The sequence below is a fragment of the Flavobacterium sp. 102 genome, from assembly GCF_003634615.1.
Lineage (GTDB): Bacteria > Bacteroidota > Bacteroidia > Flavobacteriales > Flavobacteriaceae > Flavobacterium.
Genome location: NZ_RBKX01000001.1, coordinates 2,755,532 through 2,782,237, shown reverse-complemented (window position 1 = coordinate 2,782,237; position 26,706 = coordinate 2,755,532). Strand labels below are relative to the sequence as shown.

30 protein-coding genes are annotated in these 26,706 nt (G+C 35.4%); 3 read left to right on the top strand and 27 right to left on the bottom strand.

What is annotated here, in order from left to right; all coding sequences use genetic code 11:
• Position 1 precedes the first annotated feature (1 nt).
• From C8C84_RS12030 to C8C84_RS11930, 22 genes are all read right to left on the bottom strand, one after another.
• Positions 2 to 241, bottom strand: a complete 240-nt coding sequence (locus tag C8C84_RS12030) for a YtxH domain-containing protein (protein WP_121313881.1) — start codon at positions 239 to 241, stop codon at positions 2 to 4.
• 27 nt (positions 242 to 268) lie between these two features.
• Complete coding sequence (locus C8C84_RS12025) at positions 269 to 421, bottom strand: lmo0937 family membrane protein (RefSeq protein ID WP_121313880.1); 153 nt, start codon at positions 419 to 421, stop codon at positions 269 to 271.
• Between the two features lie 154 nt (positions 422 to 575).
• Positions 576 to 944, bottom strand: a complete 369-nt coding sequence (locus C8C84_RS12020; RefSeq protein ID WP_147406846.1) for a hypothetical protein — start codon at positions 942 to 944, stop codon at positions 576 to 578.
• A gap of 441 nt (positions 945 to 1,385) precedes the next feature.
• A complete protein-coding gene (locus C8C84_RS12015) occupies positions 1,386 to 2,159 on the bottom strand; it encodes an MlaD family protein (RefSeq protein ID WP_121313878.1) in 774 nt (257 codons plus the stop codon).
• 17 nt (positions 2,160 to 2,176) lie between these two features.
• Positions 2,177 to 2,914 carry an ABC transporter ATP-binding protein gene (locus C8C84_RS12010; RefSeq protein WP_121313877.1) on the bottom strand — a complete coding sequence of 246 codons (738 nt, stop codon included), beginning with the start codon at positions 2,912 to 2,914 and terminating at the stop codon, positions 2,177 to 2,179.
• Between the two features lie 2 nt (positions 2,915 to 2,916).
• Positions 2,917 to 3,675, bottom strand: coding sequence for an ABC transporter permease (locus C8C84_RS12005; protein ID WP_121313876.1), 759 nt, complete (start codon positions 3,673 to 3,675; stop codon positions 2,917 to 2,919).
• A gap of 26 nt (positions 3,676 to 3,701) precedes the next feature.
• Complete coding sequence (locus C8C84_RS17050; RefSeq protein WP_158592569.1) at positions 3,702 to 3,851, bottom strand: hypothetical protein; 150 nt, start codon at positions 3,849 to 3,851, stop codon at positions 3,702 to 3,704.
• An 11-nt stretch (positions 3,852 to 3,862) separates the two neighbouring features.
• The gene (locus tag C8C84_RS12000) at positions 3,863 to 6,184 is read right to left on the bottom strand and encodes a glycosyltransferase (RefSeq protein WP_121313875.1); all 2,322 of its coding nucleotides are present in this window, start codon (positions 6,182 to 6,184) and stop codon (positions 3,863 to 3,865) included.
• On the bottom strand, positions 6,174 to 7,217 hold the full coding sequence (locus C8C84_RS11995; RefSeq protein WP_121313874.1) for a pesticidal protein Cry7Aa: 1,044 nt from the start codon (positions 7,215 to 7,217) through the stop codon (positions 6,174 to 6,176). The genes C8C84_RS12000 and C8C84_RS11995 overlap by 11 nt, the downstream gene beginning before the upstream one ends.
• Positions 7,218 to 7,235: 18 nt before the next feature.
• A complete protein-coding gene (locus C8C84_RS11990; protein WP_121313873.1) occupies positions 7,236 to 7,556 on the bottom strand; it encodes a hypothetical protein in 321 nt (106 codons plus the stop codon).
• A gap of 226 nt (positions 7,557 to 7,782) precedes the next feature.
• A complete protein-coding gene (locus C8C84_RS17280; protein WP_121313872.1) occupies positions 7,783 to 9,237 on the bottom strand; it encodes an OmpA family protein in 1,455 nt (484 codons plus the stop codon).
• A 250-nt stretch (positions 9,238 to 9,487) separates the two neighbouring features.
• Positions 9,488 to 9,808 (bottom strand): hypothetical protein, encoded by a 321-nt coding sequence (locus tag C8C84_RS11980; protein ID WP_121313871.1) that lies wholly within the window; start codon positions 9,806 to 9,808, stop codon positions 9,488 to 9,490.
• Positions 9,808 to 10,218 (bottom strand): hypothetical protein, encoded by a 411-nt coding sequence (locus tag C8C84_RS11975; RefSeq protein ID WP_233549790.1) that lies wholly within the window; start codon positions 10,216 to 10,218, stop codon positions 9,808 to 9,810. Before C8C84_RS11975 ends, C8C84_RS11980 begins: the two co-directional genes overlap by 1 nt.
• A gap of 114 nt (positions 10,219 to 10,332) precedes the next feature.
• A complete protein-coding gene (locus tag C8C84_RS11970) occupies positions 10,333 to 10,767 on the bottom strand; it encodes a response regulator (protein WP_121313870.1) in 435 nt (144 codons plus the stop codon).
• Positions 10,768 to 10,770: 3 nt separating this feature from the next.
• Entirely contained in the window at positions 10,771 to 13,263 is a 2,493-nt protein-coding gene (locus tag C8C84_RS11965) for a PAS domain S-box protein (RefSeq protein WP_121313869.1), read from the bottom strand.
• A 17-nt stretch (positions 13,264 to 13,280) separates the two neighbouring features.
• Entirely contained in the window at positions 13,281 to 13,826 is a 546-nt protein-coding gene (locus C8C84_RS11960) for an AraC family transcriptional regulator (RefSeq protein ID WP_199717214.1), read from the bottom strand.
• A gap of 103 nt (positions 13,827 to 13,929) precedes the next feature.
• Positions 13,930 to 14,490, bottom strand: coding sequence for an AraC family transcriptional regulator (locus tag C8C84_RS11955; protein ID WP_121313867.1), 561 nt, complete (start codon positions 14,488 to 14,490; stop codon positions 13,930 to 13,932).
• Between the two features lie 102 nt (positions 14,491 to 14,592).
• A complete protein-coding gene (locus C8C84_RS11950) occupies positions 14,593 to 14,934 on the bottom strand; it encodes a cupin domain-containing protein (protein ID WP_121313866.1) in 342 nt (113 codons plus the stop codon).
• 162 nt (positions 14,935 to 15,096) lie between these two features.
• The gene (locus tag C8C84_RS11945) at positions 15,097 to 15,291 is read right to left on the bottom strand and encodes a hypothetical protein (RefSeq protein WP_121313865.1); all 195 of its coding nucleotides are present in this window, start codon (positions 15,289 to 15,291) and stop codon (positions 15,097 to 15,099) included.
• Between the two features lie 210 nt (positions 15,292 to 15,501).
• Positions 15,502 to 15,894 carry a hypothetical protein gene (locus C8C84_RS11940; RefSeq protein ID WP_121313864.1) on the bottom strand — a complete coding sequence of 131 codons (393 nt, stop codon included), beginning with the start codon at positions 15,892 to 15,894 and terminating at the stop codon, positions 15,502 to 15,504.
• A 125-nt stretch (positions 15,895 to 16,019) separates the two neighbouring features.
• Positions 16,020 to 17,075 (bottom strand): proline iminopeptidase-family hydrolase, encoded by a 1,056-nt coding sequence (locus tag C8C84_RS11935; RefSeq protein WP_121313863.1) that lies wholly within the window; start codon positions 17,073 to 17,075, stop codon positions 16,020 to 16,022.
• 101 nt (positions 17,076 to 17,176) lie between these two features.
• The gene (locus C8C84_RS11930) at positions 17,177 to 18,949 is read right to left on the bottom strand and encodes a long-chain fatty acid--CoA ligase (protein WP_121313862.1); all 1,773 of its coding nucleotides are present in this window, start codon (positions 18,947 to 18,949) and stop codon (positions 17,177 to 17,179) included.
• A 120-nt stretch (positions 18,950 to 19,069) separates the two neighbouring features.
• On the opposite strand from C8C84_RS11930, the gene C8C84_RS11925 reads away from it, so the two are divergent.
• Entirely contained in the window at positions 19,070 to 20,995 is a 1,926-nt protein-coding gene (locus tag C8C84_RS11925; protein WP_121313861.1) for an LTA synthase family protein, read from the top strand.
• Between the two features lie 207 nt (positions 20,996 to 21,202).
• Here C8C84_RS11925 and C8C84_RS11920 read toward each other — a convergent pair whose 3' ends face one another.
• Both C8C84_RS11920 and pyrE read right to left on the bottom strand, forming a co-directional pair.
• Positions 21,203 to 21,595, bottom strand: a complete 393-nt coding sequence (locus C8C84_RS11920) for an SRPBCC family protein (protein ID WP_121313860.1) — start codon at positions 21,593 to 21,595, stop codon at positions 21,203 to 21,205.
• Positions 21,596 to 21,689: 94 nt separating this feature from the next.
• Positions 21,690 to 22,331, bottom strand: a complete 642-nt coding sequence (gene pyrE, locus C8C84_RS11915) for an orotate phosphoribosyltransferase (RefSeq protein ID WP_121313859.1) — start codon at positions 22,329 to 22,331, stop codon at positions 21,690 to 21,692.
• A gap of 7 nt (positions 22,332 to 22,338) precedes the next feature.
• On the opposite strand from pyrE, the gene C8C84_RS11910 reads away from it, so the two are divergent.
• A complete protein-coding gene (locus C8C84_RS11910) occupies positions 22,339 to 22,941 on the top strand; it encodes an NUDIX hydrolase (protein WP_121313858.1) in 603 nt (200 codons plus the stop codon).
• A 169-nt stretch (positions 22,942 to 23,110) separates the two neighbouring features.
• Positions 23,111 to 24,475 (top strand): DEAD/DEAH box helicase, encoded by a 1,365-nt coding sequence (locus C8C84_RS11905; protein WP_121313857.1) that lies wholly within the window; start codon positions 23,111 to 23,113, stop codon positions 24,473 to 24,475.
• A gap of 129 nt (positions 24,476 to 24,604) precedes the next feature.
• Here the strand turns inward: C8C84_RS11905 and C8C84_RS11900 are convergent, their stop codons facing one another.
• From C8C84_RS11900 to C8C84_RS11880, 3 genes are all read right to left on the bottom strand, one after another.
• A complete protein-coding gene (locus tag C8C84_RS11900) occupies positions 24,605 to 25,147 on the bottom strand; it encodes a helix-turn-helix transcriptional regulator (RefSeq protein WP_147406845.1) in 543 nt (180 codons plus the stop codon).
• 698 nt (positions 25,148 to 25,845) lie between these two features.
• Positions 25,846 to 26,304, bottom strand: a complete 459-nt coding sequence (gene coaD, locus C8C84_RS11885) for a pantetheine-phosphate adenylyltransferase (protein ID WP_121313853.1) — start codon at positions 26,302 to 26,304, stop codon at positions 25,846 to 25,848.
• On the bottom strand, positions 26,304 to 26,705 hold the full coding sequence (locus C8C84_RS11880) for a hypothetical protein (RefSeq protein ID WP_121313852.1): 402 nt from the start codon (positions 26,703 to 26,705) through the stop codon (positions 26,304 to 26,306). Before C8C84_RS11880 ends, coaD begins: the two co-directional genes overlap by 1 nt.
• Between the last annotated feature and the right edge of the window lies 1 nt (position 26,706).

Below are 26,706 nucleotides of genomic sequence, written 5' to 3'. Positions count from 1 at the left end.
CTTATTTTACCTGATGATCTGTTGCTAATTCTTTGGCTTTATCTACAGCGCCATCATATTTATTGGCAGCGTTGTTATACAAGTCCTCGAATTTGTTTTTAAGCTCATTGGAATAATCATTTCCTTTTTGTAGAATTCTTTTTCTGGTTTTAGTTCCTTTGTCAGGCGCTAATAAAATTCCGGCCAACGCACCAACGGCTACGCCACCTAAAACTCCTAATATTATTTTGGTTGTGCTCATAACGTTTGTTTTTAATTAGTTATAAATTTATAATCTTTTACCTTGAATCAATCTTAGAACGATAGCGATGACAGCGATGACTAACAGAATATGTATAATGTTTCCGGCACTATAGGCAAAGAATCCTATTGCCCATAAAATAAGTAGCACAACGGCTATTGTATAAAGTAAATTGCTCATAATCTTCTTGTTTTTTAGTTAATTTAATAATAGTATAAAGTTAAAACAGTTTCAAGTCAAACCTCTTACAGAATTTATTGTAAGAGTTGCATGATTCACACTTGTTAGACTGAACTTATTTATTTTTAAAGTTAAAGCTTTGTAGGTTAAAATATTATAGTTGTTCTAACAGGAAAAAGTCGGAAACAAAATCATTTTGCTGTTGGTGAGTCAAAGTGTCCGTGGGTTTGATCGCTATGTTGATATTGTAAAATCGATTGTCATTAGCAATCATATCAAAAAGTTGTGTAATTGCTTTTGATGTTCCGAACAACAATACTTCATTGTAGTACAAGATGTACTCGCTTATTTTTTTGAAGTAATAATTTTGCAGATGTGATTCTCCGAAATCAATATGATTTTCATTAGCTTCTTCTGATTGTTTATCCTCATAAGAATTTGTTGGTTTTTTTTCCAAAATAGCAACAGTTAGCTCAATTAAATTGGCTGACGATTGGTCGATGTAGATGCCCAGTTTTTTCATAATGGTAAATTTTAATAAAATAAAAATGTACTTTTTTGAGCATAACTTATTTGTGATTTTAAAAGCACTAATCATTTAGTGCTTATTTCTGTTATTATTTTTGGAAGCAAACAGTTCTTTTTTTTGAAGTAATTGATTTGAATATGAAAAGAGATTGTCACAGCAATAGCGGTGGAATTAACTTAAAAGAGTATCACTTTGCAAAAATTGATTCTTGAGGACAATATTATTGCGGATGATATTTTCAGTAGCCACTAAAAAGAACAATCTCTTTTCAAAATTCAAGAACAAAAATTATATCCTACCTTTCAAAAGCATCAGTAGGTGTTATGCTTCGAAATTACCTAATCGTGTAGATTAACTACATTACAAATTTCGAAATTCTGACTCCTATTTGTATTATATAATATTCTGATAATGTTTCATAATTTTCATTTTCGACTACTTTTTATTTTCCAATAGCTTTTTGGCTTCGAGTTCTTTTTTCTTCTTCGCCTCTAATTCCTTTTTCTTTTTCTCTTCCAATTCTTTAATTTTTTTCTCTTCGGCTTTTTTCTTTTTATTGAAATAACCTTTCAACAGAAAATTGTGTTTGGCGGCTTCCATATTCTCATTTAATCCTTTGGTAGCATTTTGCATATTGACTAAAGTGGCATCGAGTGATTTCCCCATTTTGTCATCGTTAACCAATTTAGACAACATGCTGTTTTCATTGTTCATTTTAGAAGTGAATTCAGCCAATTCATAGGTAATAACCTGTGCATTATCGACACTAATTTTGATGCCTTGCATGAGATCTTCCATTTCTACGGCTTTGGTAGAAGCAATAGTACCATTGTTTTTTACAATCATTTTAGATGATGACCCGGGTGAAATGGTCAGTACTTTGTCGCCCATTAATCCATCGGAACCAATGCTTGCCATAGCATCCGATTTGATGTATTGATGCACTTCTTCTTTTATCGCCACCAATACTACCACTGAAGTGTCGGAGACAAATTCAATCGCTTTTACGGAACCAACATTAATACCCGAAAACCGGACATTGTTACCTACTTTTAATCCACTGACATTATTGAAGTGTGATTTTAATTCAAAGGTCTCCCCAAATAAATTTTTGTTTTTGCCAATAAAATAAATGGCAATTATAAAAAGTAAAACACCTAATATGACAAACATGCCTAATTTTAATGTATATCCTGATTTCTTAGTCATAACTACTGTTTTTTAAATTATATAAAAAATGATCTTACCCATTCGTCTTTGCTTTTTTCTAATGCTGCATAAGTGCCCTCTGCATGAACGACACCTTCATTGAGAATCATAATCCGATTACCGGTTAATTTGGCGCAAGCCATATCATGAGTAATGATGATGGAGGTTGTTTTGTATTTCTTTTGAACAGAAACCATCAATTCACTGATTTCCCTTGCGGTGATAGTATCCAATCCCGAAGTAGGTTCGTCATACAAAATGATTTCCGGTTTGATGATTAAAGTTCGCGCCATCCCAATGCGTTTGCGCATACCGCCGGAAAGTTCCGAAGGCATTTTGTCAATCGCTTCCAGTAAACCCACATTGTCCAATGCTTCAGATATTCGGGTTTCAATTTCTTCTTTGGAGATGGATTTTTCGTGATGCTTTAACGTAAACGTTAGGTTTTGTTTGACTGACATCGAGTCGTATAAAGCACCATTCTGAAACATAAAACCTATACGAGTTCTGATTTGATTCAATTCGTTGCCGTTTAGTGTGGTAATATCGGTACCAAAGACTTTTATTGCGCCTTGGTCCGCTTTTTCTAATCCGACCACACATTTAATGGTTACTGATTTTCCTGTACCCGAACGACCTAATATTACTACGTCTTCACTTTTGTTTACGGTAATATTAACGCCTTTGAGCACTTCGTTTTCACCAAAGGCTTTGTGTAAATCATTGATTTCTATAACTGCTGCGTTGCTTTCCATATTTAAAAGAATAAATCGGTTATTTGTACGGCCAACATATCAATAATGAAAATAGAAAGAGATGCTGTTACTACCGCCGAATTGGCTGCGACACCAACACTGGCTGTTCCGCTCGAAGCATTAAACCCTTTATAACAACCAATTAATCCGATAAAGAAACCGAAGAAGAAAGTTTTAATCGTTGCCGGCACTACATCTAAGAATTCTAAATGTTCAAAAACGCCTCCGAAGTAGCGGTACATACTCATGTTTCCGTGGACGTTATAGCCAATATAACCGCCAAAGATTCCAACAAAATCGGCAAAAATTACCAATATGGGAATCATTAAGGTAGTAGCTAAAATTCGGGTAACCACTAAATATTTATAGGGATTAATAGCCGAAACTTCCATGGCATCTATTTGTTCGGTTACTTTCATCGAACCTAATTCGGCACCAATGCCCGAAGCAATTTTTCCGGCACAGATTAAGGCGGTAATTACCGGCGCAATTTCTCTAATCAGCGATAGCGAAACCATACTGGGCAACCAGGACTCGGCGCCAAACTTTGCCATTGTCGGACGCGATTGTATAGTGAGAACTAAGCCCATGATAAACCCAGTGATGGTGACTAGGGGCAATGATTTATAGCCCACAACATAACATTGTCGGATAAATTCATTGATTTGAAACGGTGGTTTAAACAATTCTTTAAAAAACCTTAGGGTAAACAAAGTAATGTTACCGGTATCTTCAAATGTATTTTTGAGACTTTTAATCATAAATTTAAATCTGGTTTAGTTAGACATTATAATGAATCGTTGTCACCAAACTCGTTGAATTTTTTTTTGATGTTTTGCTTGGAGTAAGGCGATTTATTACTGGTATCCGTAATGGTTGAATTTTTGTTTGCAGCAGGCTTTCTGGGTGCCGGTTTTTGCTTTTTAAGAAAGGTCATTGGGTTGAATTTTAAAGTGAAACATATTGAGATGGTCTATTGGTTTTTGGTAATCTGTTTTGGGATACTTTAGCAGTTGTTTGCCTTTTATTTTGAGCGCCAAAATACTTTTCAATGGTTAATCTGGCCATCAAATAACTCACGGTAGATTCAGCTCCTTGGTTGAGGTTGATGTAATCTTCTTCCAAGCCGTCATAACAACCGCCGGTACAAGGATTATAAATGATTTGGTTTAAATGGTTTTTACCTAAAAACCAATTGAAAGCAATTCTCATTTTTTGCAAATAGTCTTCATCGTGGAAGGCATCGTAGAATTTGCTTAATGCCATAATGGTGTAAGCCACATCAATAGGTTGTTCACCACCGATTTTTTCTTCCCGCGTTTCCTCATTGTTATTCATCCAACCTTTATTGGAAATGACTTTTATACTGTTTTCGGTAAAAATTTTATTCAATAAAAAGTCAAACGAAATAATCGCTATTTCTTTGTAAATGGTTGTGCCCAATGTTAAATAAGCACACAACATGGCTTCAGACAAAATGCTGTTTCCATAAGTTAAATAGCTTTCATACCATTGCCATTTTTCTTTAGATTCATGCTTGTACATTTGTACCAACTTATCTGCCAAATGTTTAATCAAGAATAAGTTAGAGGCTTTGTTGTTTTTACTATTACTATAATATATTCCTTTTATAATAAACGCCATCGCTCTGGGTGAATGAATATTTAAAACATTAGATAAAGACAATTTCATCACGTTTCTGGCATCTTCAATCAATTCTTCGGGCATTATATCGCTGAAGGAAATCAAATAGCCTAAAGCCCAAATGGCTCTTCCGTTAGAATCAGCCAAATTGGTTTCACTATTTTGTTTGGTGAATTTTTTATGTTTGTCTACATAGTTTAAAAAGTAATTTTCGTCTTGCAGACATTCTTTAATAAAATTGAAATAGAGGTTGATGTATTCTAAATCAGATTCTTCTTTTGTAATCTCATAATGTTGGCACATGGCCACTAAAGCTCGAGCATTGTCATCTAAAGTATAGCCCGATTCTATATCCGGTTGGTTAATATCAGAAAACTGAATCATCGCATAATCGGTAGTCATTTTTTTGACATGATTGAGATTGATTTCAGGGATTTTATAAGTTAAAGCCAGATTGTTTTTTGTTACACTATCAAATAGTAAAGCATGCGCAATAGCGGAGTTTTCCCAAACGGTTGGTGCTATTCTATGGATTCCGTTGGCTGAAATTCTAGAGCACAGTTCATTGTCTTCTATCAAATTAATAACATTTCGAGCCAATTGTTTTGGGTTTTCAAAATCGACTATGATGCCGGTTTCATCTTGCAATACTTCATTAGCATGTGGAAAAGGCGTAGAAATGATGGGACAACCACAACTCAAAGCATACGCAAAAGTGCCGCTAACGGCTTGATTTCGGTCTTTGGAAGTGAAAAGATAGATGTCGGTAAGCTGTAAATATTCCAGTAAATCTTTAAGTGATAAATATTGGTTGATGAATTTCACGTTGTGTTGCAAATGCATTTCTTCAATTTTTTCTTGTAACCTATCGCGGTAGCGTTCACCTTCTTCTTTAACCACATTGGGATGTGTTTTTCCAATAACGAGAAAAAGTACTTCCGGATATCGCTTTACAATAAGGCGTAAGGCACTAATACTGGTTTCTATGCATTTTCCGGAGCTGAGTAAACCAAAGGTAGCCAGTACTTTTCTGCCACTTAAATGGTGTTTTTCTTTTAAAGTTTCTTTGTCTAAATGCTCCACTAAATGCGTTCCGTGTGGAATAACTTCTATTGAAGTATTTTCTATGCCATAATCCTCTACAAGAATTTTGGCGGAGGTTTTAGTCATCACTATGATTGATTGTACTATTGCTTCTATATTTTTTACCAATTGTTTTAAATTTTCGTTTGGTTTTGGCAAAACGGTGTGAAAAGCAATTATTACAGGTTTGTTGAGTTGTTTTAAGAATTGTAGAAAATGGTCTTCATGGTTTCTGAATAACCCAAACTCATGCTGTACCAAAACCATATGAATCATATCGTTTTCATTAATTTGTTGGGCAGTTTCGGTATAAGATGTTGCATTGTCTGTTTCTAAAATGTATTTGACTTCCTTAGGATATAGCAGCTCTTCATTTTTGTATTCTAATGCACAAATATTTATTTCGAATGATTTTCCGAATTTGTTTTTTAAGGCACAAACCAAATCTTGAGAATAGGTAGCAATGCCACATTCGCGTGGCGGATAAGAGGTAACACATAGGATTCCCGGGAAAGTAGTGGTATTGAGATTTTTATTTTTCATTGGGAATACTGTTTAAAATTAGTTCTTTTAATAGTTCGGATAAGCTCATAGAAGCACAAGCAATTCTTTTATCGGCTGCGCCATAATAGACGTATAAAGTGTCATTCTCAGTTACGGCACCCGTTGGAAAGCATACATTATTTACTTCTCCTTTAAGTTCCCAGTCGTGTTCAGGTTTGAATAAGGGATAGGGCAGTCGGGCAATTTCTTTTTGCGGATTGCCCAGGTCTAACAGAGCTGCACAAGCGCAATACACATAGCCTTTAACCGTGTCATAAACACTGTGGTAAATAATCAGCCAACCTTGTTCGGTTTCAATAGGAGGACAACCTCCGCCGAGATAACTGATTTCATGTTTGTGTTTGGAGGTCATAACCACATTATCATTAAATTGGAGAAAGTAGTTTTGCCAAAACTCGGCAGTAAGATCTTCTAATTCATCGACGACTACAATTTGAATGTCCGGTTTGATACGGTGCAAAAAATGTAATTTCCCATTGATTCTTCTTGGGAATGGAATCACATTTTTGTCCCAAATAAATACCGGTTTTCCTTTTTTTTCTTTAATACTTTCGTGTTCGTTATAGCGATGGTATTTTTCATTGATTTTGCCCTTGGTTTGTGCCAATCGGTAAAATTCTTTAAATGCAATTTGCGGCGCAATTAGCCCTTTCTTTTCCCAACTAATTAAATCGGTTGAAGTGGCAAGCGCCGCTAATGCATTTACGCCATCATAGGCGGTATAGGTTAGATAAAACAACTCGTCAATTTTAACGATACGAGGATCTTCAACACCATGGCTTTCATACTCACATTGCGGAAACAAAACAGGAACATCTGAACGCTCTTCGACTATCATATGGTTTTTTAGTTTGCAATAGCCGATGGAAGAATAATTCCCTTTGGCTACGGCTCTGTAAAACATATGAATATAGTCTCCCGAACGGATAATCGCCGGGTTGAGTACGCCTTCTATCTCAAAACCTAATTCGGTTTTTTCAAGTACAATGCCTTCTTTGATGATGTTTACCATGGTAGAAAATAGTGGATGTTATAGGATTAAAATCAGTAATAATATGATAATGATAATAGCTCCAAGTGATAAATAAACGCCGTTATTACTAGCTTTTAATGTGGCTTTAATATCTTTAACTTCTTTGCGAAGCGCTTTTCTTTCGGCTCTGGAGAGATCAGATTTGTCCATATCTCTGATTTCTTTTATTCGATTTACCATTGCGTCTACTTTCGCTTTTTCATCAACAGTGTTGGTGATTGGTGCTTTTTCATTCGGGTTGTTGTTAGCGAATGAAGGCACAACAGTAGCCATAGAAAGCAGTAATATTAGCACTTGGAATTTTGAAATTGTTTTCATGATAATGTGTTTTTAAGAATTAGTTAATTCCTTTTTCAAGTTTGGTTAGTAAAGGATTTTTTCATAATTATAAATTTCCTTTTTTTTAAGTAAAAGGCTGTTACACAAATCTGTCAATAAATTACATTATTCACACTTTCAATAATTTGGACTTCAATTCGGTGTATTTAAAAAAGGCTATCCGATTGGGACAGCCTTTAATTAATTGGGGTAAATAAGGTTTTATTTAGTACGAGGTTCTCAATTCAACTCTTCTGTTTTTTGAGCGACCTAAAGTTGTTTTATTGTCGGCAACAGGTTTGGTTTCACCATATCCGGTGGCAGTTACTCTACTATCAGCAATACCTTTTCCGATCAAATAAGTTCTAACTGAATTGGTACGTTTTTGTGACAATACTTGGTTGAATTCTTCTGAACCATTACTATCGGTATGACCATCTATGAAAAGAGTAGCTCCTTCATATTTGTTTAAGATTTTTGTCAATTCGTCTAATAAAGACAAGGAAGCTACTTTTAATTTATCACTACCATTTTCGAAGAAAATTTTACTTCCGATATAAGTAATTCTAACAGCATCTTGTTTGGCAATTTCTGGACAACCTTTGTTTTCAATATTCCCTTTTGTATTTGGACAACGGTCATCAATATCAGCTACGCCATCACCATCGGTATCAGGACAACCTTTTAAACTTACCGGTCCGGAAGCGTTTGGACAACGGTCAACGTCATTCATTACACCATCTTTATCATCATCCATTGGACAACCATTAGCATCCACTTTACTTCCAGCTGGGGAATTCGAACATTTATCATCTAAATCGGCTACACCATCGCCATCAGCATCAGGGCAACCTTTTAGGGCAACGGTTCCTTTGGTATCCGGACAACGATCGCTTAAATCAGTCACACCATCATTGTCTCTATCGGGACAACCATTCATCAATGCATTTCCGGCTACGTCAGGACAAGCGTCTAAATAATCGGCAACACTATCTCCGTCTTTATCAAGCGGACAACCTTTTTTGTCAACCGCTACACCGGCTGGCGTGTCAGGACATTTATCATTACTGTCTGAGACACCATCACCATCGGCATCTTTTTTCTCTCCAAAATTGAAAGTCAAACCAGCCATATGCATTAAGAAATCGTCTTTTTTACCCGAAACAGCTCCGTCTCTGCGGTCGTTATTGGTAAACATAAATGTTTCCTGAAGGTTAAGTGTAAGCACCGGAGATAATTTAAAGTTGATTCCACCACCAGCTACAGGAAAAGTTGTATCGATTTTTTCTTTGTGAAAATTCAATTGGCTGTCAAAAAGGATGACACCAATTCCACCAAATACATAAGGTCTAATCACATATTCCGGTCCAATTAGATTCAATCTTAAATTCATGGCTGCTGAACTGTAATCACTTTTAAAACCGGTAACACTGCTATCATAGCCTAATGTTCCGCGAGTATAAAGAAAGTTTAAATCCAAATACTTCCATAAGTATCTTGATACAGTCAAACCCGCAAACCCGTAAGCGGTTTTGTCTGTTTTGTACCAATCTCTGCCCAAATCGCCATGATATTGAATCATTCCGCCATGGAGACCGAAATTCCATTTTTTGTCTTCGGTTTGCGAATTTGAGGTAAGTGTAGATGCCAGGCATATACATAATAGTAGTAATTTTTTCATATTATAATTGTTTAATTATTTAGGTCAAAGGTCTAGAAGATAGTAAGGGAAAGAGTTATACAAAAATTATTATAGTTTGTGTTATTCACACATTTTTAGGACAAAAAAAGCCCTGCCGCAGTATGCGCAACAGGACCCCAATAAATGGTCTCACATTTATTAAACCAACCAAAACAATCTTAATCTGCGTTTCACAGGATGGTATTTTTGTAATGTTTAATGATAACGCAGTTCTTTTTTTCTTGTATTTTTATTTGGTAATTTCCAGTTTGCTGATAAAAGGAAAATTCTTTTCTAATTCTCTTATATGCTTTCTTAAATAGATGCGATGAACCGTTAACATTTCGACTAATTCGAAAGTGGTTGCATTACTAATCAACATCGGAATCACTATTAAAAGTTCTTTTTCGTGCCAATAGATTTTTCTTAATTCCTCCATTGATTTTTCACACAAGAGCACTTTTTCGTTATAACTATTGCTGTCGACCATGCCTTTTATTTGATAATTTAAACCCTTTGTTAAAAAATTTGTCGCTCTGTTCTTCATCTTCCTTTCGCTTTTAGTTTCCATTATTTATTCGCAAAAAATTCTTTGACGAAATTGTGTTTTTGTTGTGCAGTCATTTTATCCGTTTGTTTGACTTGGATATTAATGTTTTCAAAACGATTGTCAGATGAAATAGCGTTGAAGAGTTCTTCCTTAGCATCTGTTGGACCAAAAAGGACGACTTCTTTATATTTTTTGACTACAGCCATCAGTTTTTTGTAATACTTGGATTGTAATTGTTGCTCTTTGTTGTACAAGTGGTCTGTTCCTTTTAATAGGCTCTTGATTTTTTCCTGATGGGTAAAATCGGATTCAATGGTTTCAATTTCGAATGGATTGTTAGAATGTTCCATCAAATGAGCAATGGAATGATCCATCCAAATACCGATTTTGTTTCTTGTAGCTGCCATATTACCTCTGTATTGATTAGACATAATACCGCTAATGAGCCATATTATTAATACAAAGTTGCAAGGAATGAGTAGTATGTTTGTTATATTATTGTTAGCTTTTTTTTAATAATTCACACATTATCAATGGGGTATGGTTTACATTCGGTCCATATACCAACTGAGTTCTTTCTCCATTTTTTGGTATTTGAAAATCGTGGAGATTACTTTTTGCAAACGAACAAAAGCTGTTTCGCTTTTTACAACATAATCAAATGCTTTGTGATGCATACAACTTACTGCCACATCAATTCTATCTTGACTGGAAAGCATAATCACCGGAATTCCGCCATTGATTTCTTTGATTTTATCTAAGGTTTGCATCCCGTTGATTGCATTTTTTACCTCACCGTCAAGATGATAGTCTAAGACAACGACATCGGGTTTTCTATTTAAATTTTCAATGCACAACTCGCCTGTTGGATAGGTTTCTATTTCAAAATCAGCATGCTCCAAGAATTGGATTTCCATTGATTTTAAGAATACGGCATCATCATCAACCAGAAAGAGTTTGATTTTATTTTCAATTTTCATAACTTATATTTTTATATTGAGCAATTCATTTTTTAATTCGATAAGCGATTGATTACAAACATTTTCAAGCTGTTCCACCAAATCATTCAATTCTATTGAAAGTTCTAATTTTTCAGCATACTCTTGAATTTTTTGGGCCAATTCCGTAAACTCCTGATTGATTCCCATGATGGCAAAAGACGGAATCATTTTATGAGCGGTTGCTTTTAATAATCCCCAATCTTTGTCCTTAAAGCTTTGTTTCATTAAAGAAACCAATGGTGGTGTTTGTTTGATATATGCATTAATCATTTCGGTCATTAATTTCGGGTTCGCCTTGGTAAGTTTGGTCAAATAACTCAAATCGACGTATTTGATAATTTGGGTTTGTTTATTCCCGACTGTATTGTTTTCGATTATGGCTACCGGTTTTTTGATAAAACTGATTAATTTGCTGTACAACAAGCGTTCGTCAACAGGTTTTGAGATGTAATCATTCATTCCGACGGCTTTGCATTTGGCGACATCGACTGTAGTGACATCGGCAGTTAAAGCAATGATTGGCAAAGTTAATTTTAATGTTTTCCGAATGTATTCTGTAGCTTCAAAACCGTTCATTTCGGGCATTTGCAGATCCATCAAAATAATATCATAAGTATTTTTTTCCAGTTTATCAATGGCAATTTTGCCGTTAGCGGCAATTTCGCATTCAAAACCAAAGTCATCTAATACTGTTTTCATCAGGAGTTGGTTGAGCTCCATGTCTTCAACGACTAAGATTTTGGTGTCTTTTATTTCGGTATCAATTTCTGAAATTTCCGGTTCTAAAACATCTTCAATATTGGTCTTGTCAAAATAAAGGACAAAGCTAAAAGTAGAGCCTTTCCCAATAATACTTTCTACATCAATTGTTCCGTTTTGGGCTTGAACCAATTGTTTTACAATTGCCAATCCTAAGCCGGTACCGCCAAATATTCTCGAAGTTCCGCTAGTAGCTTGTTGGAAATTTTCAAATATGGTTTCGGTTTTAGCATCATTGATACCAATTCCGGTGTCGGTTACCGAAAATTGTATGGCAACATCATCATCGGTTTCGGAAACCAATTTGACGCTGACGGTGATTTTTCCAACGTTAGTGAATTTGACAGCATTGCTTACCAGATTTAAAATAATTTGGTGCAAACGAACCGGATCGCCCACTAAAACTTCGGGAATAGTGGCATCATAGTGCGTTACTAATTTTAAGTTTTTTTCTTGGATTTTGGTTTCAAATAAATGCAGCATCGCTTTGATAGACAATTTCAGTTTGAATGGCGTTTTTTCAAAAGTCATTTTTCCGGCATCTACTTTGGCTAAATCTAAGATGTCGTTGATAAGTACAATGAGTGCATCGCCGCTCATTTTTATAGCGGTGAGATATTCCTTTTGCTTGGCAGTTAATTCTGTTTTGAGTACGACTTTGGTAAATCCTATAATTGCATTCATTGGTGTTCGAATTTCGTGGCTCATATTGGATAAGAATTGTTGCTTTGACTTGACTGCTTCATTGGCTATTATAGTAGCTGATTCTGCAAATATTTTGGCTTCGATTAATTCTTTTTCTGCCTTTTTTTGTTCGGTAATATCACGAGCTACGACTACGGCTCCAATCACATTGTCGTTTTGGTCTTTGTATACTGAACCATTAAACAAGACAGGGACCAATTCTCCATCAGTAATTACTAAAGGATAATCGATTACGAATCCTTTTTTAAAAACTTCTTCGTATATTTTTTTGGCTTGCTTTGGCTCGGTAAAATAATTGAAAAAGTTAGAACCAATCAGTTTTTCTTTTGAAACGCCGGTTACCCGAACGGAAGCTTGATTGGTGTCAGTAATTTTGCCTTTTGGGCTAATGGTAAATAATGGATCTCGACTCGCTTCTATTAAACTTAAGGAATAATGTGATGCCAATTTTAAGGAGTAATTATAGGCTATGAGCTCTTTGTTTTCAAAATCGCGTTTTTCTTTTTCTTCATTTTGAATGTTGAGTTCTTTATTCGTCTTAACTAATTCGGCAGCGCGTTTTTCTTTTTCTTGGTTCTGAAAAACCAGTTCTTTATTAGCAACGACTAATTTGGCAGTGGTTTTCTTTTGTTTTGTAATATTTATAAAAGAAATAAGAGCGCAATCATTGCCCTCGTATTTCATAGCTTGACTGGATGCTAAAAACCAAAATGGTTCTCCTTTTTTATTTTTCAAAATAATTTCAATGCTATTGATATCTTCCTCATTTTTCAACTGTAAGGTCATTTTTGCTCGAAATTCATCATCAATAATGCCTAGTTCGGTAGAGGTTTTGCCCACAATTTCGTTTTTAGTATAGCCAAAGCATTTCAGAAATGATTTATTGATATATTGAAATTTAGAAGTTTTATTGTCAATAAAAACCATGCTGATTGGGCTATTTTCAAACAAATCAGAAAACAAATCGTTGTCTTTGCTGTTTTTATCTTCTGCTTTTTGGATTTGGCTCATGTGTTTTTATATTAAGATTAAATACCCAATTCTTCAATCGGGTTGCGTCTTTTGTCTTTTAATAGTTTGAAATGTGATGGTGATAATCCGGTTACTTTTTTGAATTGGGTTGATAAATGTGCTACACTGCTGTAATTCATTTTCCAGGCGATTTCGGTGATGTTGAGTTCATCGTAGATAATTAATTCCTTGATGCGTTCCACTTTGTGCAAAATCATAAATTGTTCAATAGTTGTGCCTTGCACTTCGGAAAACAGATTGGCGAGATAGGTATAATTTTGATTTAGTTTTTCACTCAAATATTCCGAAAAGGTAACTTTGATTGGTTCTTCGGAATGGTGAATCATTTCAATAATGACATTTTTCACTTTTTCAATAAGGATGGCTCTTTTGTCATCCATTAGTTCCAAACCAGAATCTATTAGATTGGCTTTTAAGAGTTCTCGTTTTTCAGGAGAAATAGTTTCCATGATTTCAACCACGCCCAAATCAACGATAATGAAATGAAGCCCTAATTTTTTCAGTTCATCTTTCACCATCATTTTGCAACGATTGCTGACCATATATTTAATGTAGAGTTTCAAAGTACGTTGTTTAAACAGTTGTTCAAAGATGTACTTTTAAAATAAAAATGAATTGTATAATGTTTGAAATAAATGACATAATTCACACATCGTCAAGCGGAGTGCGTTTTTTGTCTTTTAGGTTTTTAAAGAAGGTTGGTGTTAATCCGGTAACCTTTTTAAACTGAGTAGATAAATGGGAAACACTACTATAGTTCATACGATAGGATATCTCGGTAAGATTGAGTTCATCGTAGAGCAGCAGTTCTTTTACTTTTTCGATTTTGTGTGCAATGATATAGTGTTCTATGGTAATTCCTTTTACTTCGGAGAATATATTAGCCAAATAGGTGTAATCGTAACCCATTATTTTACTGATGTATTCGGAGTAATTTACTTTGGGTAGTTCTTCGTTGTAGTGAATCATTTCGGTGATGACAATTTTTATCTTTTCGATAAGCATCGCTTTTTTGTCATCCATCAATTCGAGCCCGGATTCTAATAGTGCCACTTTTAATTTTTCGCGTTTTTCATTGGTGATGTCTTCCATGATTTCGACGACACCAAGCTCAACAGTTGTAAAGTGAAGTCCTATATTTTTCAATTCCTCTTTGACTAACATTTTGCAACGCAAACTGACCATATATTTGATGTATAGCTTCATTTTCAGCGGTCATTTTTTTAAAGTACTTTTCGTGTACTGGAACATTAACTGAGGTTATGCTTAATAAAAATGATGCTTTATGTGCTAAATAAAACTTATTCTCTAATCTTCATAACCGCTTTTAATAATGGTTGAGATCATTTTAAATTGTTCGTTGGCGTTAAAACTATGTCGGGCATGTGCCGGAATAATGATTCCTTCGCCCAAAGTAAGTCTGTGCATAAGGTCTTTTATCGTAATTTCTGCAGCACCGTCAATAATTTGTATATAATTATCATACGGTGATGTTTTTTCCTGAAGTTCTTCTCCTGCATCAAATGAAGATGCTGTAATGTTACCTGTAGTTTTTCGGATGATGGTTTTACTCACTACTGCATTTGGTATGTATTGAATGATTTCAACAATAATGTGTGATTTCGATTTTTCGAGTTCTATGATTTCCATGATTTTCGTATAAATATTTGTTAAATAAAAATTCCACAAAATGTTGTAATCATGAAATAATATACGTTAAAGGTAGTCTATTTAAAATGGGTAGCCTCAATTAATCAGACAAATGTTTTTTTTGTATTTACTTACCTAAGACCAATTATGTATTAACTTTCTTTAAGACTCGTCTTTTGTAGTTTTTACCAAACTTATACCGGAAACAAAAAAAATCAACCCCAATACGCCATAAATAATTAGCGATTTGATATCTCGTTCAGTTCCGCTGGCAGAAAGAAATGTTTGCGCAGCAAAAATAAGACTGGCGATTCCAAGTAAAGTGAGTATAGCTCCAAAAATTCGTTTAAGATTCATAATTAAACATTGTTAAATTTCTACCTGCAAATTTTGTTTAATTATAGACAATAACTATTGCATGAAAATATATTTAAATTGCATAATTCACAGATTGAAATAAAGTTTAATTATTTGAATTGCAGTATTTTATATCTTTTAAGTTTTTTTAATAAAAAAAACACCCGATAAATTACTGTCGGGCGTTTTTGTATTATGAAAATTAAATACTTACTTCATTTTTCCATTGACTACGGCTATGCAAGCTCCCATAAAACCTGCTATAACAACTGAGGCTAAGGTGTCAATTGCGACTTGTTTTGCATCCATGCTAGCGCTATACATATTTTGAAAGAAATTAAAATACAGTGCTACAAACAGTCCAACAATCGATGCTAGTTTGATTCCGGGAACACATTTGGTTACGCTTTCGCCTTGCGCCAAAATAAAAGACAACAAAAATCCGAAAGCCAAGCTGCCATATCCGATGAAAGCTAAATTTTCGGTTGCTCCTTCGGGAGCGGGAAAAAGGTCCTTTAGTAACATGCCATAAATGACCCAGCCTAAAAGAAAATTAACGATACCGCCAACGATACCTCCAACAATAAAGTTTTTTGTATTCATAATTAATAGTTATTGGTTAGTCCAATAAAATTATCAATATATGGAATAGGTACGGTTTTAGTAAATGCTTAATTATTAACTATTTAATAAGTTGAATTGTTAATAACGTTTTGATTTTTAAGGGTTTATTTCTTTTTAAAATGACCGCTGTCAACGTCTTTTAAAAACTGAATTACACCGGGAAAGTAATGTTTTTGATCGTCATATTGCGAGCAATGGCTACCGTTCGGACAATATAAGAATCGTCCGTTTTGGACTTCATTGGAAATCCATTCCATATGTTTTGGATCCATAGTATCATATTTTGCACCAATCGCTAAAGTCGGAACGGTTAATGTTTTCAATTTAGAAGTAATGTCCCAATCTTTTAAAGTGGCGTCTCCGGTGATGCCAAACTCACTTGGTCCTTGCATATAAACATACACATTCGGATTCAAATGTTTAAAAGCTCTGTTGATGGATTCCGGCCATTTGTCAATTGGCATTCTTAAGATATGTTCCGTATAGTAATACTTAAACAAAAGTTCGGTGTATTTCGGATTGGTGTAGTCTTTGTTTTTTTCAAATTCTTTGATTTGGGCAAATACTTTTGGATCTAATTTTGGTCCCAATACTTCTTCAGCATATTTATTATAGGCCGGAGCGCTTGCCATCATATTAGAAATGATTAGACCTTTTAAGTTTTTTTGATATTTCAAAGCATATTCCATCGCTAAGATTCCGCCCCAAGATTGCCCCAATAAATAGAAGTTGGTATTGTCCAGTTTCAAGGCTTTACGGACTTGTTCTACTTCTTCCACAAAGCGTTCGGTAGTCCAAAGTTGGTTATTGTTAGGCTGGTCGCTGTAGTATGAACCTAATTGGTCATAATAAATATATTCAATACTTTCTTGTGGAAAATAGCCGTCAAAACTTTCAAAAAACTCATGTGTTCCGCCCGGTCCGCCGTGTAATAAAAGCACTTTTATTTTTGGATTGTTACCCACTCTTTTAGTCCAAACATTGAATTTGCCAATAGGAGTAGAGATGGGAATCATTTTGATACCACCGGTAGCTTGGTCGTCTCTTTTGGAGAAATCGAGGTAATTATCCTTTATAGTATTCTCGGGTTTACTTTCTTTACAACCTGAAAATAAAAAAACAGTTAACAGTACGCTGAATAATATTTTTATTTTATTCATGTTTTAATATTGTTTTTTTGGTATTCCTGAATCTTCGATTTCAGGGTTGAAAGAATTTATTCCGCTGCGCTCCATACAATTCGGCTTCGCCTTGGGTTAAGTTAGTTGTATATTTTTTGATACAAATTTCTGTATTTCTCCAGTACAATTTTACGCTTTAATTTGAGTGTAGGCGTAAGGTGCCCGCCATCAATTGACCAAACATCCGGCGTTAATTCAAAACGTTTTATCTTTTCCCAATTGCCAAATTTTTCATTGATTTTTTCTACTTCTTTTTCAATTCGAGCAACCACGTCAGGATTTGCAGCAATTTCTGAATTTGTTGTTCCAACATTCAAATTCTTTCTTTTGGCCCATTCCTTAATAAAATCAAAACTCGGTTGTATAAAAGCCGCCGGCATTTTTTCGCCATCACCTATGACCATGATTTGTTCAATGAATAAAGATTGTTTCATGGCATTTTCAATCAATTGTGGTGCAATGTATTTTCCACCGGAAGTTTTGAACATTTCTTTTTTACGATCAGTAATTTTCAGGAAACCATTTACATCGACTTCGCCAATGTCGCCGGTGTGGAAATAACCGTCAATAATAACTTCATCCGTTAGTTTTTGGTCTTTATAGTAACCCATCATTACATTTGGTCCTTTGCAAAGGATTTCACCGTCAGCGGCAATTTTGACTTCTACATTGTTGATGACACGTCCAACAGTTCCGACTTTAAAACCACCATTTCGTTGGTCATTAACGGCAATTACCGGAGAAGTTTCGGTCAAACCGTAGCCTTCCATGACCGGCATTCCTGCCGCAGCAAAGACTCTGATTAAGCGGTGTTGTAATGCAGCACTTCCTGAAACCATAACGTTCAAGTTGCCACCCAAACCTTCTTGCCATTTGCTGAAAATCAATTTACGCGCAATTTTTAATTGGAATTCATACCAAAAACCATTGGCGCCATAAGGTTCGTAACGCAAGCCTAAGTCAATCGCCCAAAAGAATAGTTTCTTCTTAATACCACTTAAATCGTCTCCTTTAGCAATAATTTTATCGTATACTTTTTCGAGCAACCTTGGCACAACTGAAAACACCGTTGGTTTTACTTCTTTAATATTATCAGATAATTTTTCAATCGATTCTGCGAAGTAAATGGAAACTGAATAATATTGATAGATGTATAAAATTACCCTTTCAAAAATGTGACAAATCGGTAGAAAACTCAACGCTACACTAGTTCCTTCTTCAAATGGAATTCGAGGCGAACTGTCTAAAACATTGGAAACGATATTGTTGTGTGATAACATTACACCTTTTGGTTTTCCGGTGGTTCCGGAAGTATAAATGATGGTTGCTAATTCTTCCGGTTTTACATTGTTTTTTCGGTCTTCGACTACGTCTTGGTTACTTTGGTCTTCGCCAAGTTCCAATAACGTTTTCCAGTTTTTACAACCTTCAATTTCTTTGAATGAATAGATTTCTTGAAGCAATGGAATTTCGGCTTTAACCGACATTAATTTTTGATATACCACTTCATCTGAAACAAAACAATAAGTTGATTCTGAATGATTTAATATATAAGCATAATCTTCAGCTGAAATTGTTGGATAAATCGGAACGGTTTGGGCACCAATTTGTAAAACACCAACATCCATAATGTTCCATTCGGTTCTATTACTAGAGGAAATTATGGCTATTTTGTCATTTTTTTGAATGTTCAATCGCAACAAAGCTCTGGAAATCGCATTGGCTTTATCGACATATTCTTGCGTAGAAGTAGAAACCCATTGACCATCGTATTTGGTTACGAGGCAATTAGGCATATTGTTCTTTTCGAGTTGGTAGTAAGCAAAATCAAAAAGGCGTGTGATGTTAGTCATTTTGGTTGTTAATTTGATGCAAATTAAGGATTATTGTAATTAAACACAATAATAATTTAAAATATAGCGGCTCCTACTATCGAATTCTGTAGTTTTGCATCGTTTGTTTTTATTTCCAACATGAAAAAATTCCCTAGAATAGCCGAATACAAAGTAATGGCCATTAGATTATTACTGGCTTACGGCTTTTATTTTATTGCCCGAATCCTATTTTACGTTTACAATCAAAGTTTAATTGAAATTGATGGTGTTTTCGAATTGCTAAAGCTTTGTTACCACGGTTTGGCGTTTGATACCACTACGATTTTGTATACCAATGCGTTGTTTATTATTGCCTCAGTTTTTCCGGCGATAATTAATACCAAAAAAGCGTATCAGAAAGTATTGTTCTATCTTTATTTTGTAACCAATCTATTGATGTATTCCGCCAATTTTATTGACTTTATTTACTATCGTTATACTTTCAGTAGAAGTACAAGAGCTTCGTTAGATACGCTGGAAAATGAGAGCAACAAAACGGCTTTACTCTTTAACTTCTTATTGAATTATTGGCATGTCTTCTTGTTGTTTTTTGCCTTGGCTTACATTTGGATTTTACTCTATAGAACAACTAAAATAAAACAAGTCACCGAAAAACCAACGGCCAAATATTTTGGTGCTTCTATAGCTAGTTTCCTTTTGATTACAACACTTTGTATTGGCGGAATCAGAGGCGATTTTAAGAAAAGTACGCGACCAATTAACTTATTGGATGCCAATCGTTATGTACAAAATGCCGGTCAAGCCGATGTGGTTTTGAATACGCCTTTTGCGATTATTCGGACTTGGAATGCCAATACGTTTAAGAAAGTCAATTTGGTTTCTAAAACCCAAGTAGATAGTTTATTAGTACCCATAAAACAGTACAAAAATAATCCGTCAACCAAACCGAATATCGTGATTTTTATCCTCGAAAGTTTTGGTCGAGAATACAGCGGTGCTTTCAACAAAGGCACTAAAATTCCGGATTATGTGGGTTATACACCATTTGTGGATTCTTTGGCGCAACACAGTTTAATTTTTACCAATGCACATGCCAACGGCTGGAAATCCATTCACGGTGTTTCTTCGATCATTGCCGGTGTTCCTTCTTTTAAAAATGCGTTTACGTCTTCTCCTTATCCCAAGCAAAAAATAGAATCTTTGGTTTCTACGTTAGAAAGCGAAGGTTACGACACTTCCTTTTTTCACGGTGCGCCAAATGGTTCTATGGGATTTTTAGGTTTCGGAAATATACTGGGTTACGATCATTATTATGGTAAGACGGAATATAATAATGACGCCGATTTTGATGGTGTTTGGGGTATTTGGGACGAACCTTTTTTCCAGTATTTCAATAAGACACTAACGCAGAAGAAACAGCCTTTTATGGCGACAATGTTCTCGGTGTCTTCCCACGAACCGTATAAAGTTCCCGAAAAATATGAAGGTAAATTCCCGAAAGGAAAAGTAAAAATAAACGAATGTATAGGGTATACCGATTTTGCTTTGAAGCGTTTCTTTGCCGAAGCGAAAAAACAACCTTGGTACAACAACACGATTTTTGTTTTGGTTGCAGACCATGGAAATACCATCGCTTATGACGAATACCGAAAGGAATTCAACCGAAATACAGTTCCGATTTTGTTTTATTCGGCGAATAAAAAATACGTTGGTGTCAACAATGATTTAGCGCAACAAATCGATATTTACCCAACTTTATTAGACATGATTGGCTACCAAAAACCTTTCAGGAGTTGGGGCAGAAGTTTGATTAATGAAAAGACCGTTCCACCGTTTGTGATAAAATACGGCGCGAATGTGTACCAATTTATGAGCGGTAATTATATTTGCACGTTTGACGGAACCAAAGCGGTTGGTTTTTATGATAAAGACGATAGGGGAATGGCGAAGAACTTAATTGGACAGCGCAATGCCGAAATGAATGCGATTGAGTTAAGATGTAAGGCGTTTGTTCAGGACTACATGGAACGTGTCGTGGATAAGCGACTAACGACAGTTAAATAACAAACAAGAAATGCCGAATGTCCACCGGACATTCTCCTCTTAATATCAAATGTACAAGATTATATGGAACGTGTTGTGGATAAAAGATTAACGACAGTTAAATAATTTTCTCAGGAATTGTGATTTCTCCCTTTGGTCGAAATGACAGAACACAAAAAAAAGCTACTTTTCAGTAGCTTTTTTTATTATTTGGTTATTCGTAATTTTTTACAACTTATGCATATTCTCCGCCAAAGTCTCAATAAACTTTGAAATCGGACCTTTAATCATCATCGCCATCATGGGATTGAAATCGCCTTCAAAATGCAATTGAACGCCTGTTGAAGTTTCCGAAATGCTATCAAGATTGGCCGTTAAAGTAAATGGTAATTTGTCGCTGGCTGCGGCAAGATTTACTTTAGAATGCGGCACGCCTTCTTTTAATCTCAATTTGATTTCGGGCATGCCTTTTAAACCAAAATTGAAAATATCGTCACCCAATACTTCAAACTTAGCAATGTTTTCCGGCATTAGTTTCTCGAAGTTTTTCACATCCGATAAAGCGTTGAATAAATATTCGGCTGATTTTTCTACCGTAACTTTTGGGCTCTCTAAATTCATATTTTTTTGTTTTATTTTGAAAGATGAGAGATAATAGGCCTAGAGAAAAAAATGAAAAGTCTATTTTCTAAACGTCTATTATCTATTATCAAATTTACACATTCCAAGTCGACGGATTCTTACGCCATTCTTGTAAAGTGGATAATTCTTTTTCAGTGATATAATTTTTGGCAACGGCCAAATGTAATAAATGTTCGTAATCGGCTAAGGTATTTAACTCAACGTTGGCATTTTTGAAATTTTCTACCGCTACATCAAAACCATAAGTGAAGATGGCCACCATACCTTTTACGTGTGCACCGGCTTCTTTTAAAGCTTCTACAGCCAACAAACTGCTGTTTCCTGTGCTGATTAAATCTTCCACAACAACTACGTTCTGACCGCTTTGCAGAAAGCCTTCTACTTGGTTTTGTCTACCGTGTTTTTTAGGTTCCGGGCGAACGTATACAAAAGGCAATCCCATGTATTCGGCTACGAGCATCCCGATACCTATGGCTCCGGTGGCTACTCCGGCAATGACGTCGGGTTTACCAAATTCTTTCTCAATATGCTTAGAAAATTCCTCGCGCACAAAATTTCTTATCGCCGGGAACGATAGGATTAATCGGTTGTCGCAGTAAATAGGAGAGTGCCATCCTGAAGCCCATGTAAAAGGATTTTTAGGATTCAATTTAATTGCATTTATTTGTAAAAGCAATTCGGCTGTTTTTTCGGCTGTGTCTTTATTAAAAATCATAATACAAATGTATAAAGTTTTTGTCAACGATAAACCACTTTTTTTAACCAACGAAGTCGCCAAAGAAACCGATTTTCAATTGTTCTTATTGGAAAGTGTTGATATTGAGCAAGTCATCATCAAAATGTTCCAGAACAAAATTCAGAAAGCTTATTTGTATTATCCTGATGAAAAGGCGATACTCAAAAAAGTGAAAGAAAAAATTCCGGTTTGTAAAGCCGGTGGCGGATTGGTTTACAACAAAGCCGGAGACGTTTTGTTCATTTTTAGAAACGGAAAATGGGATTTGCCCAAGGGTGGAATCGAAAAAGGCGAAGAAATTGAAGATACTGCAACCCGCGAAGTCGAAGAAGAAACCGGAGTCACTAATTTAAAAATTAGCCACAAACTCCAAAAAACGTATCACGTTTTCAAACGTAATGGTAAATACAAACTAAAAATTACGCATTGGTTCGAAATGCGCACCAACTTCGAAGGAACGCCAAAACCACAGGCTAATGAAGGCATCGAAAAAGTCGCTTGGCTCAATCCGGAGCAGATCAAAGAAGCACTGAAGAATTCGTATGAGAATATTAAGTTGTTGTTTGAGGAAGAGAAGCTATTGAAGTAGTGTTTAGTATTCAGTGGTCAGTGGTCAGTTTTTTGCTGATTGCTAAAAACCTTGAGTTCTTAACATTATTTGAATAAAAGAAGTTTTGAAATAGTATTCAGTAATCAGTCAGTACTTTTAACTGATCACTAAATACTGAACACTGACCACTTATTGTTACCTTTGCCGAATGACAAATCACCATCATTCCAATAATATACTTTTGAATTTAGGCATTGACAGCTTAAATGAAATGCAACTTGCTGCCCAAGAAACCATTGTAAGCGACCGCGATGTTTTATTGCTTTCGCCAACAGGTTCCGGTAAAACACTCGCTTTTTTATTGCCAATTTTCGAATTGTTAGACGAGCAAGTCGCAGGCGTGCAATGCTTGATTTTAGTGCCTTCACGTGAATTAGGATTGCAGATTGAGCAAGTTTGGAAAAAGATGGGCACGGCTTATAAAGTCAATGTGTGTTACGGCGGTCATTCCATCGAAACCGAAATCAAAAATTTATCGAATCCACCCGCGGTTTTAATTGGAACTCCGGGACGAATTGCCGATCATATTGACAGAGGCACTTTTAAAGTGGATCGAATTCAGACTTTGGTTTTAGACGAGTTTGACAAATCATTGCAATTGGGTTTTCATGAGCAAATGTCTTTTATTATCAGTCGGTTATCAAAATTGAACAAACGCGTATTGGTTTCAGCCACTTCTGGTATTGAAATTCCTAAGTATACGAAAGTAGTTCACCCAACCGTTTTAGATTTTATTCCATCTGAAGAAGAGAAAGTTAATCTTTCGATGAAAATGGTGGTTTCGAAAGAGAAAGACAAGATTGGCAGTTTGTTCAATTTGATTTGTTCTTTAAAATCGCAGTCGGCTTTGATTTTCTGTAATCATCGTGATGCGGCCGAACGCATCAGCGATGCTTTAAACGAAAAAGGAATTTACGCCACCTATTATCACGGCGGAATGGATCAAGATGAAAGAGAACGCGCATTGATTCAATTCAGAAATGGTAGTGTGTCTTATTTAGTTACCACAGATTTGGCCGCGCGAGGTTTAGATATCCCCGAAATGAAACACGTTATTCATTATCATTTACCTTCCAAAGAAGACGAATTTACCCATAGAAACGGTAGAACCGCGCGTATGTTGGCTACCGGAACGGCTTATTTAATCATTCATGAAAGCGAAAAAAAGTTGGATTATATCGATTATGGAATGCCGATTTTAAGAGTCGACAATGCTACCACTTTACCAAAACCACCAGAATTCCAAACAATTTACATCAGCGGTGGCAAGAAAAACAAACTGAACAAAATTGACATCGTGGGTTTCTTTTCCCAAAAAGGGAAATTGGAAAAAGGTGATTTAGGTTTGATAGAAGTGAAAGACTTTATCTCATTTGCCGCAGTGAGGTTCAATAAAGTTAAAGATTTGCTTTCCAATATTCGTGATGAAAAAATGAAAGGGAAGAAGTTTAAGATTGAAGTGGCGCGCAAGGTAGTTAAGAAAGAGGAAGACGCTAAAAGCGAGAAGTATTAAACTTCTTTCGCATAGAGAACACGCAAATTAATAGGCCACAGACAATACAGATTACACAAATTTCCACAGATTAATTTACTTCGTCTATTCGCTTTGCTCGGGTGTGCTAATTTGTGTAATCTGTTTTTTTTATTTTTTCACAACAACACTTTCCGAAACCAAGCTAGTTATGGCATTCTTTAGCAATTCCGCTTCATATTTTAGCAGTTCTTGTTTTATTTGATGCGTAATCAAAACTGCATCGCTGTTTTCAGCCGCTTTTCTTTTGGCTTTGGTTTCCATACTTTGCAATAGGTGAGGAGGCGTTGTTTTTTTATCCGTGTCTGCAAGATAGCCTAGTAATTGCAAAGCAGCAACCGCAGCGACTTGTTTCTTTTGTATACCGGCTATTTTTCTTTCCACCACCAGTTGTTGGTATTCGTTTTCGCGAAGCAAAGCTTCCAATGTTTGTTTCTTTTGTGCTTGTTGTTCTGCGGTAGGCACTTGTTTTTTGGCCCTTTTTTGCGGTTGTACCTGTGCTAATATTTCGCTGAGTTGTTGGGCAGCAGCTAAAGGCAAACTCCTTTTTCCCAATTCATACATGGACCACTGACTGCGGGTAATTTTGAGCAAAGTTGCCATTTCCAATTGGCTTGCACCTAACAGTATACTAATGGTTTCCCTTTTTTCCATCACTTTTATTTTGTGTCAAATTGGTCACAACAAAAATTTTGCCACACTTTTTGTGGCATTTTTTAATTTGGAGAAATTTTGCCACAGTTTTTTGTCAGCAATATTTTTTTGGATGGAATTGTTTATTGTGGGAAAATGGGTAGATTTGAAAGAGATACCGACAATCAGGTTTTATGACTGTGATTTTTTATCATACTTATTGGTTAGTTAGCGGTAATTTTCACAACGTATGGATAAAATAGAACTTAAATACAATCGCAAAAAAATTATACTCTACATGATTTTTACAATCATAATGATTGCTTTTTTTTGGTTTTTATTTTCAAATTCATATGAGCTTTCTCTAAGAAAACCAGCAAATGGAAAATACAGTTGGGTTGGTCATATGGTGTACAATAATGATAAAATACTTTCAACAGGTTCGATGCTGTTTATGCTGTTATTTTGCTACGTGTTAATTAGGCTGGTTAGATTGTTGATCAGGAAAAAAAATTGAAAGTTTTTTAAAGGATGTAATTTTTTCGAAGCAAAAAAACTACCTCTAACAGCCGTTTGTAACTACTGCGAATCTGCGGTCATTTTTTCAAAGCCAGCTAAATAAATTGGACACAGATAACACAGATTTTACGGATTTCCACAGATTAATTTACTTCGTCTATTCGCTTTGCTCGGGTGTGCTAATTTGTGTAATCTGTGTTTTACTTTTTCACAACAACACTTTCCGGTACCAAAACCGTATAATCACCACCATTTCTAATCACATCCCGAACGATGCTTGAGGAAATGTAGGAAGTGTTAGAAGCCGTTAAAAGAAATACCGTTTCTATTTTGGACAATTTTCTATTGGTGTGTGCAATGGCTTTTTCGAATTCAAAATCGGCCGGATTTCTTAAACCGCGTAGGATAAATTGAGCGTCCAATTTTCGGCATAAATCAATGGTTAAGCCTTCATAAGTAATCACGGAAACTTTAGGATTGTCTTTAAAAGCTTCTTCGATAAACTTTTTGCGCTCTTCCAAAGAGAACATGTATTTTTTTTCGGCATTGATACCAATGGCTACAACCACTTCATCGAAAAGAGAAACACCTCTTTTGATAATATCATAATGACCTAAAGTGATAGGGTCAAATGAACCTGGGAAAACTGCTTTTTTCATTAGTTTCTGTTAATAGCAAAAATAGTATCTTGCATAAATAATCGTTCAATCTCTTTTCGGCTGTGGGCATTTTTCAAAATACCATAATTCCGATCGATGTCAATTTCACTGATCCCTTTTAGTTGGTCGGTTTCCAAATTATTCTCCGTCGTATAAACGCTGTCTTGGGTAACCTGTAGCACTTTAGCGGTACTGAAATTACCGGAGCGCATTTCTATTTCATAAACATCGCCTACTTTTGGATTACTAATATACGTTTTTTCTTTATCTTTTCTATAATTGTAATAAAGCGCACCAAATGTCATCGCAATTGCCATTACGCCTAAAATACTTAGCGTAATGATAAGGCCGCTTTTGCTTTTCTTTTTTTCCGGCTGAACGTCTGATTTACTGTTGATCATA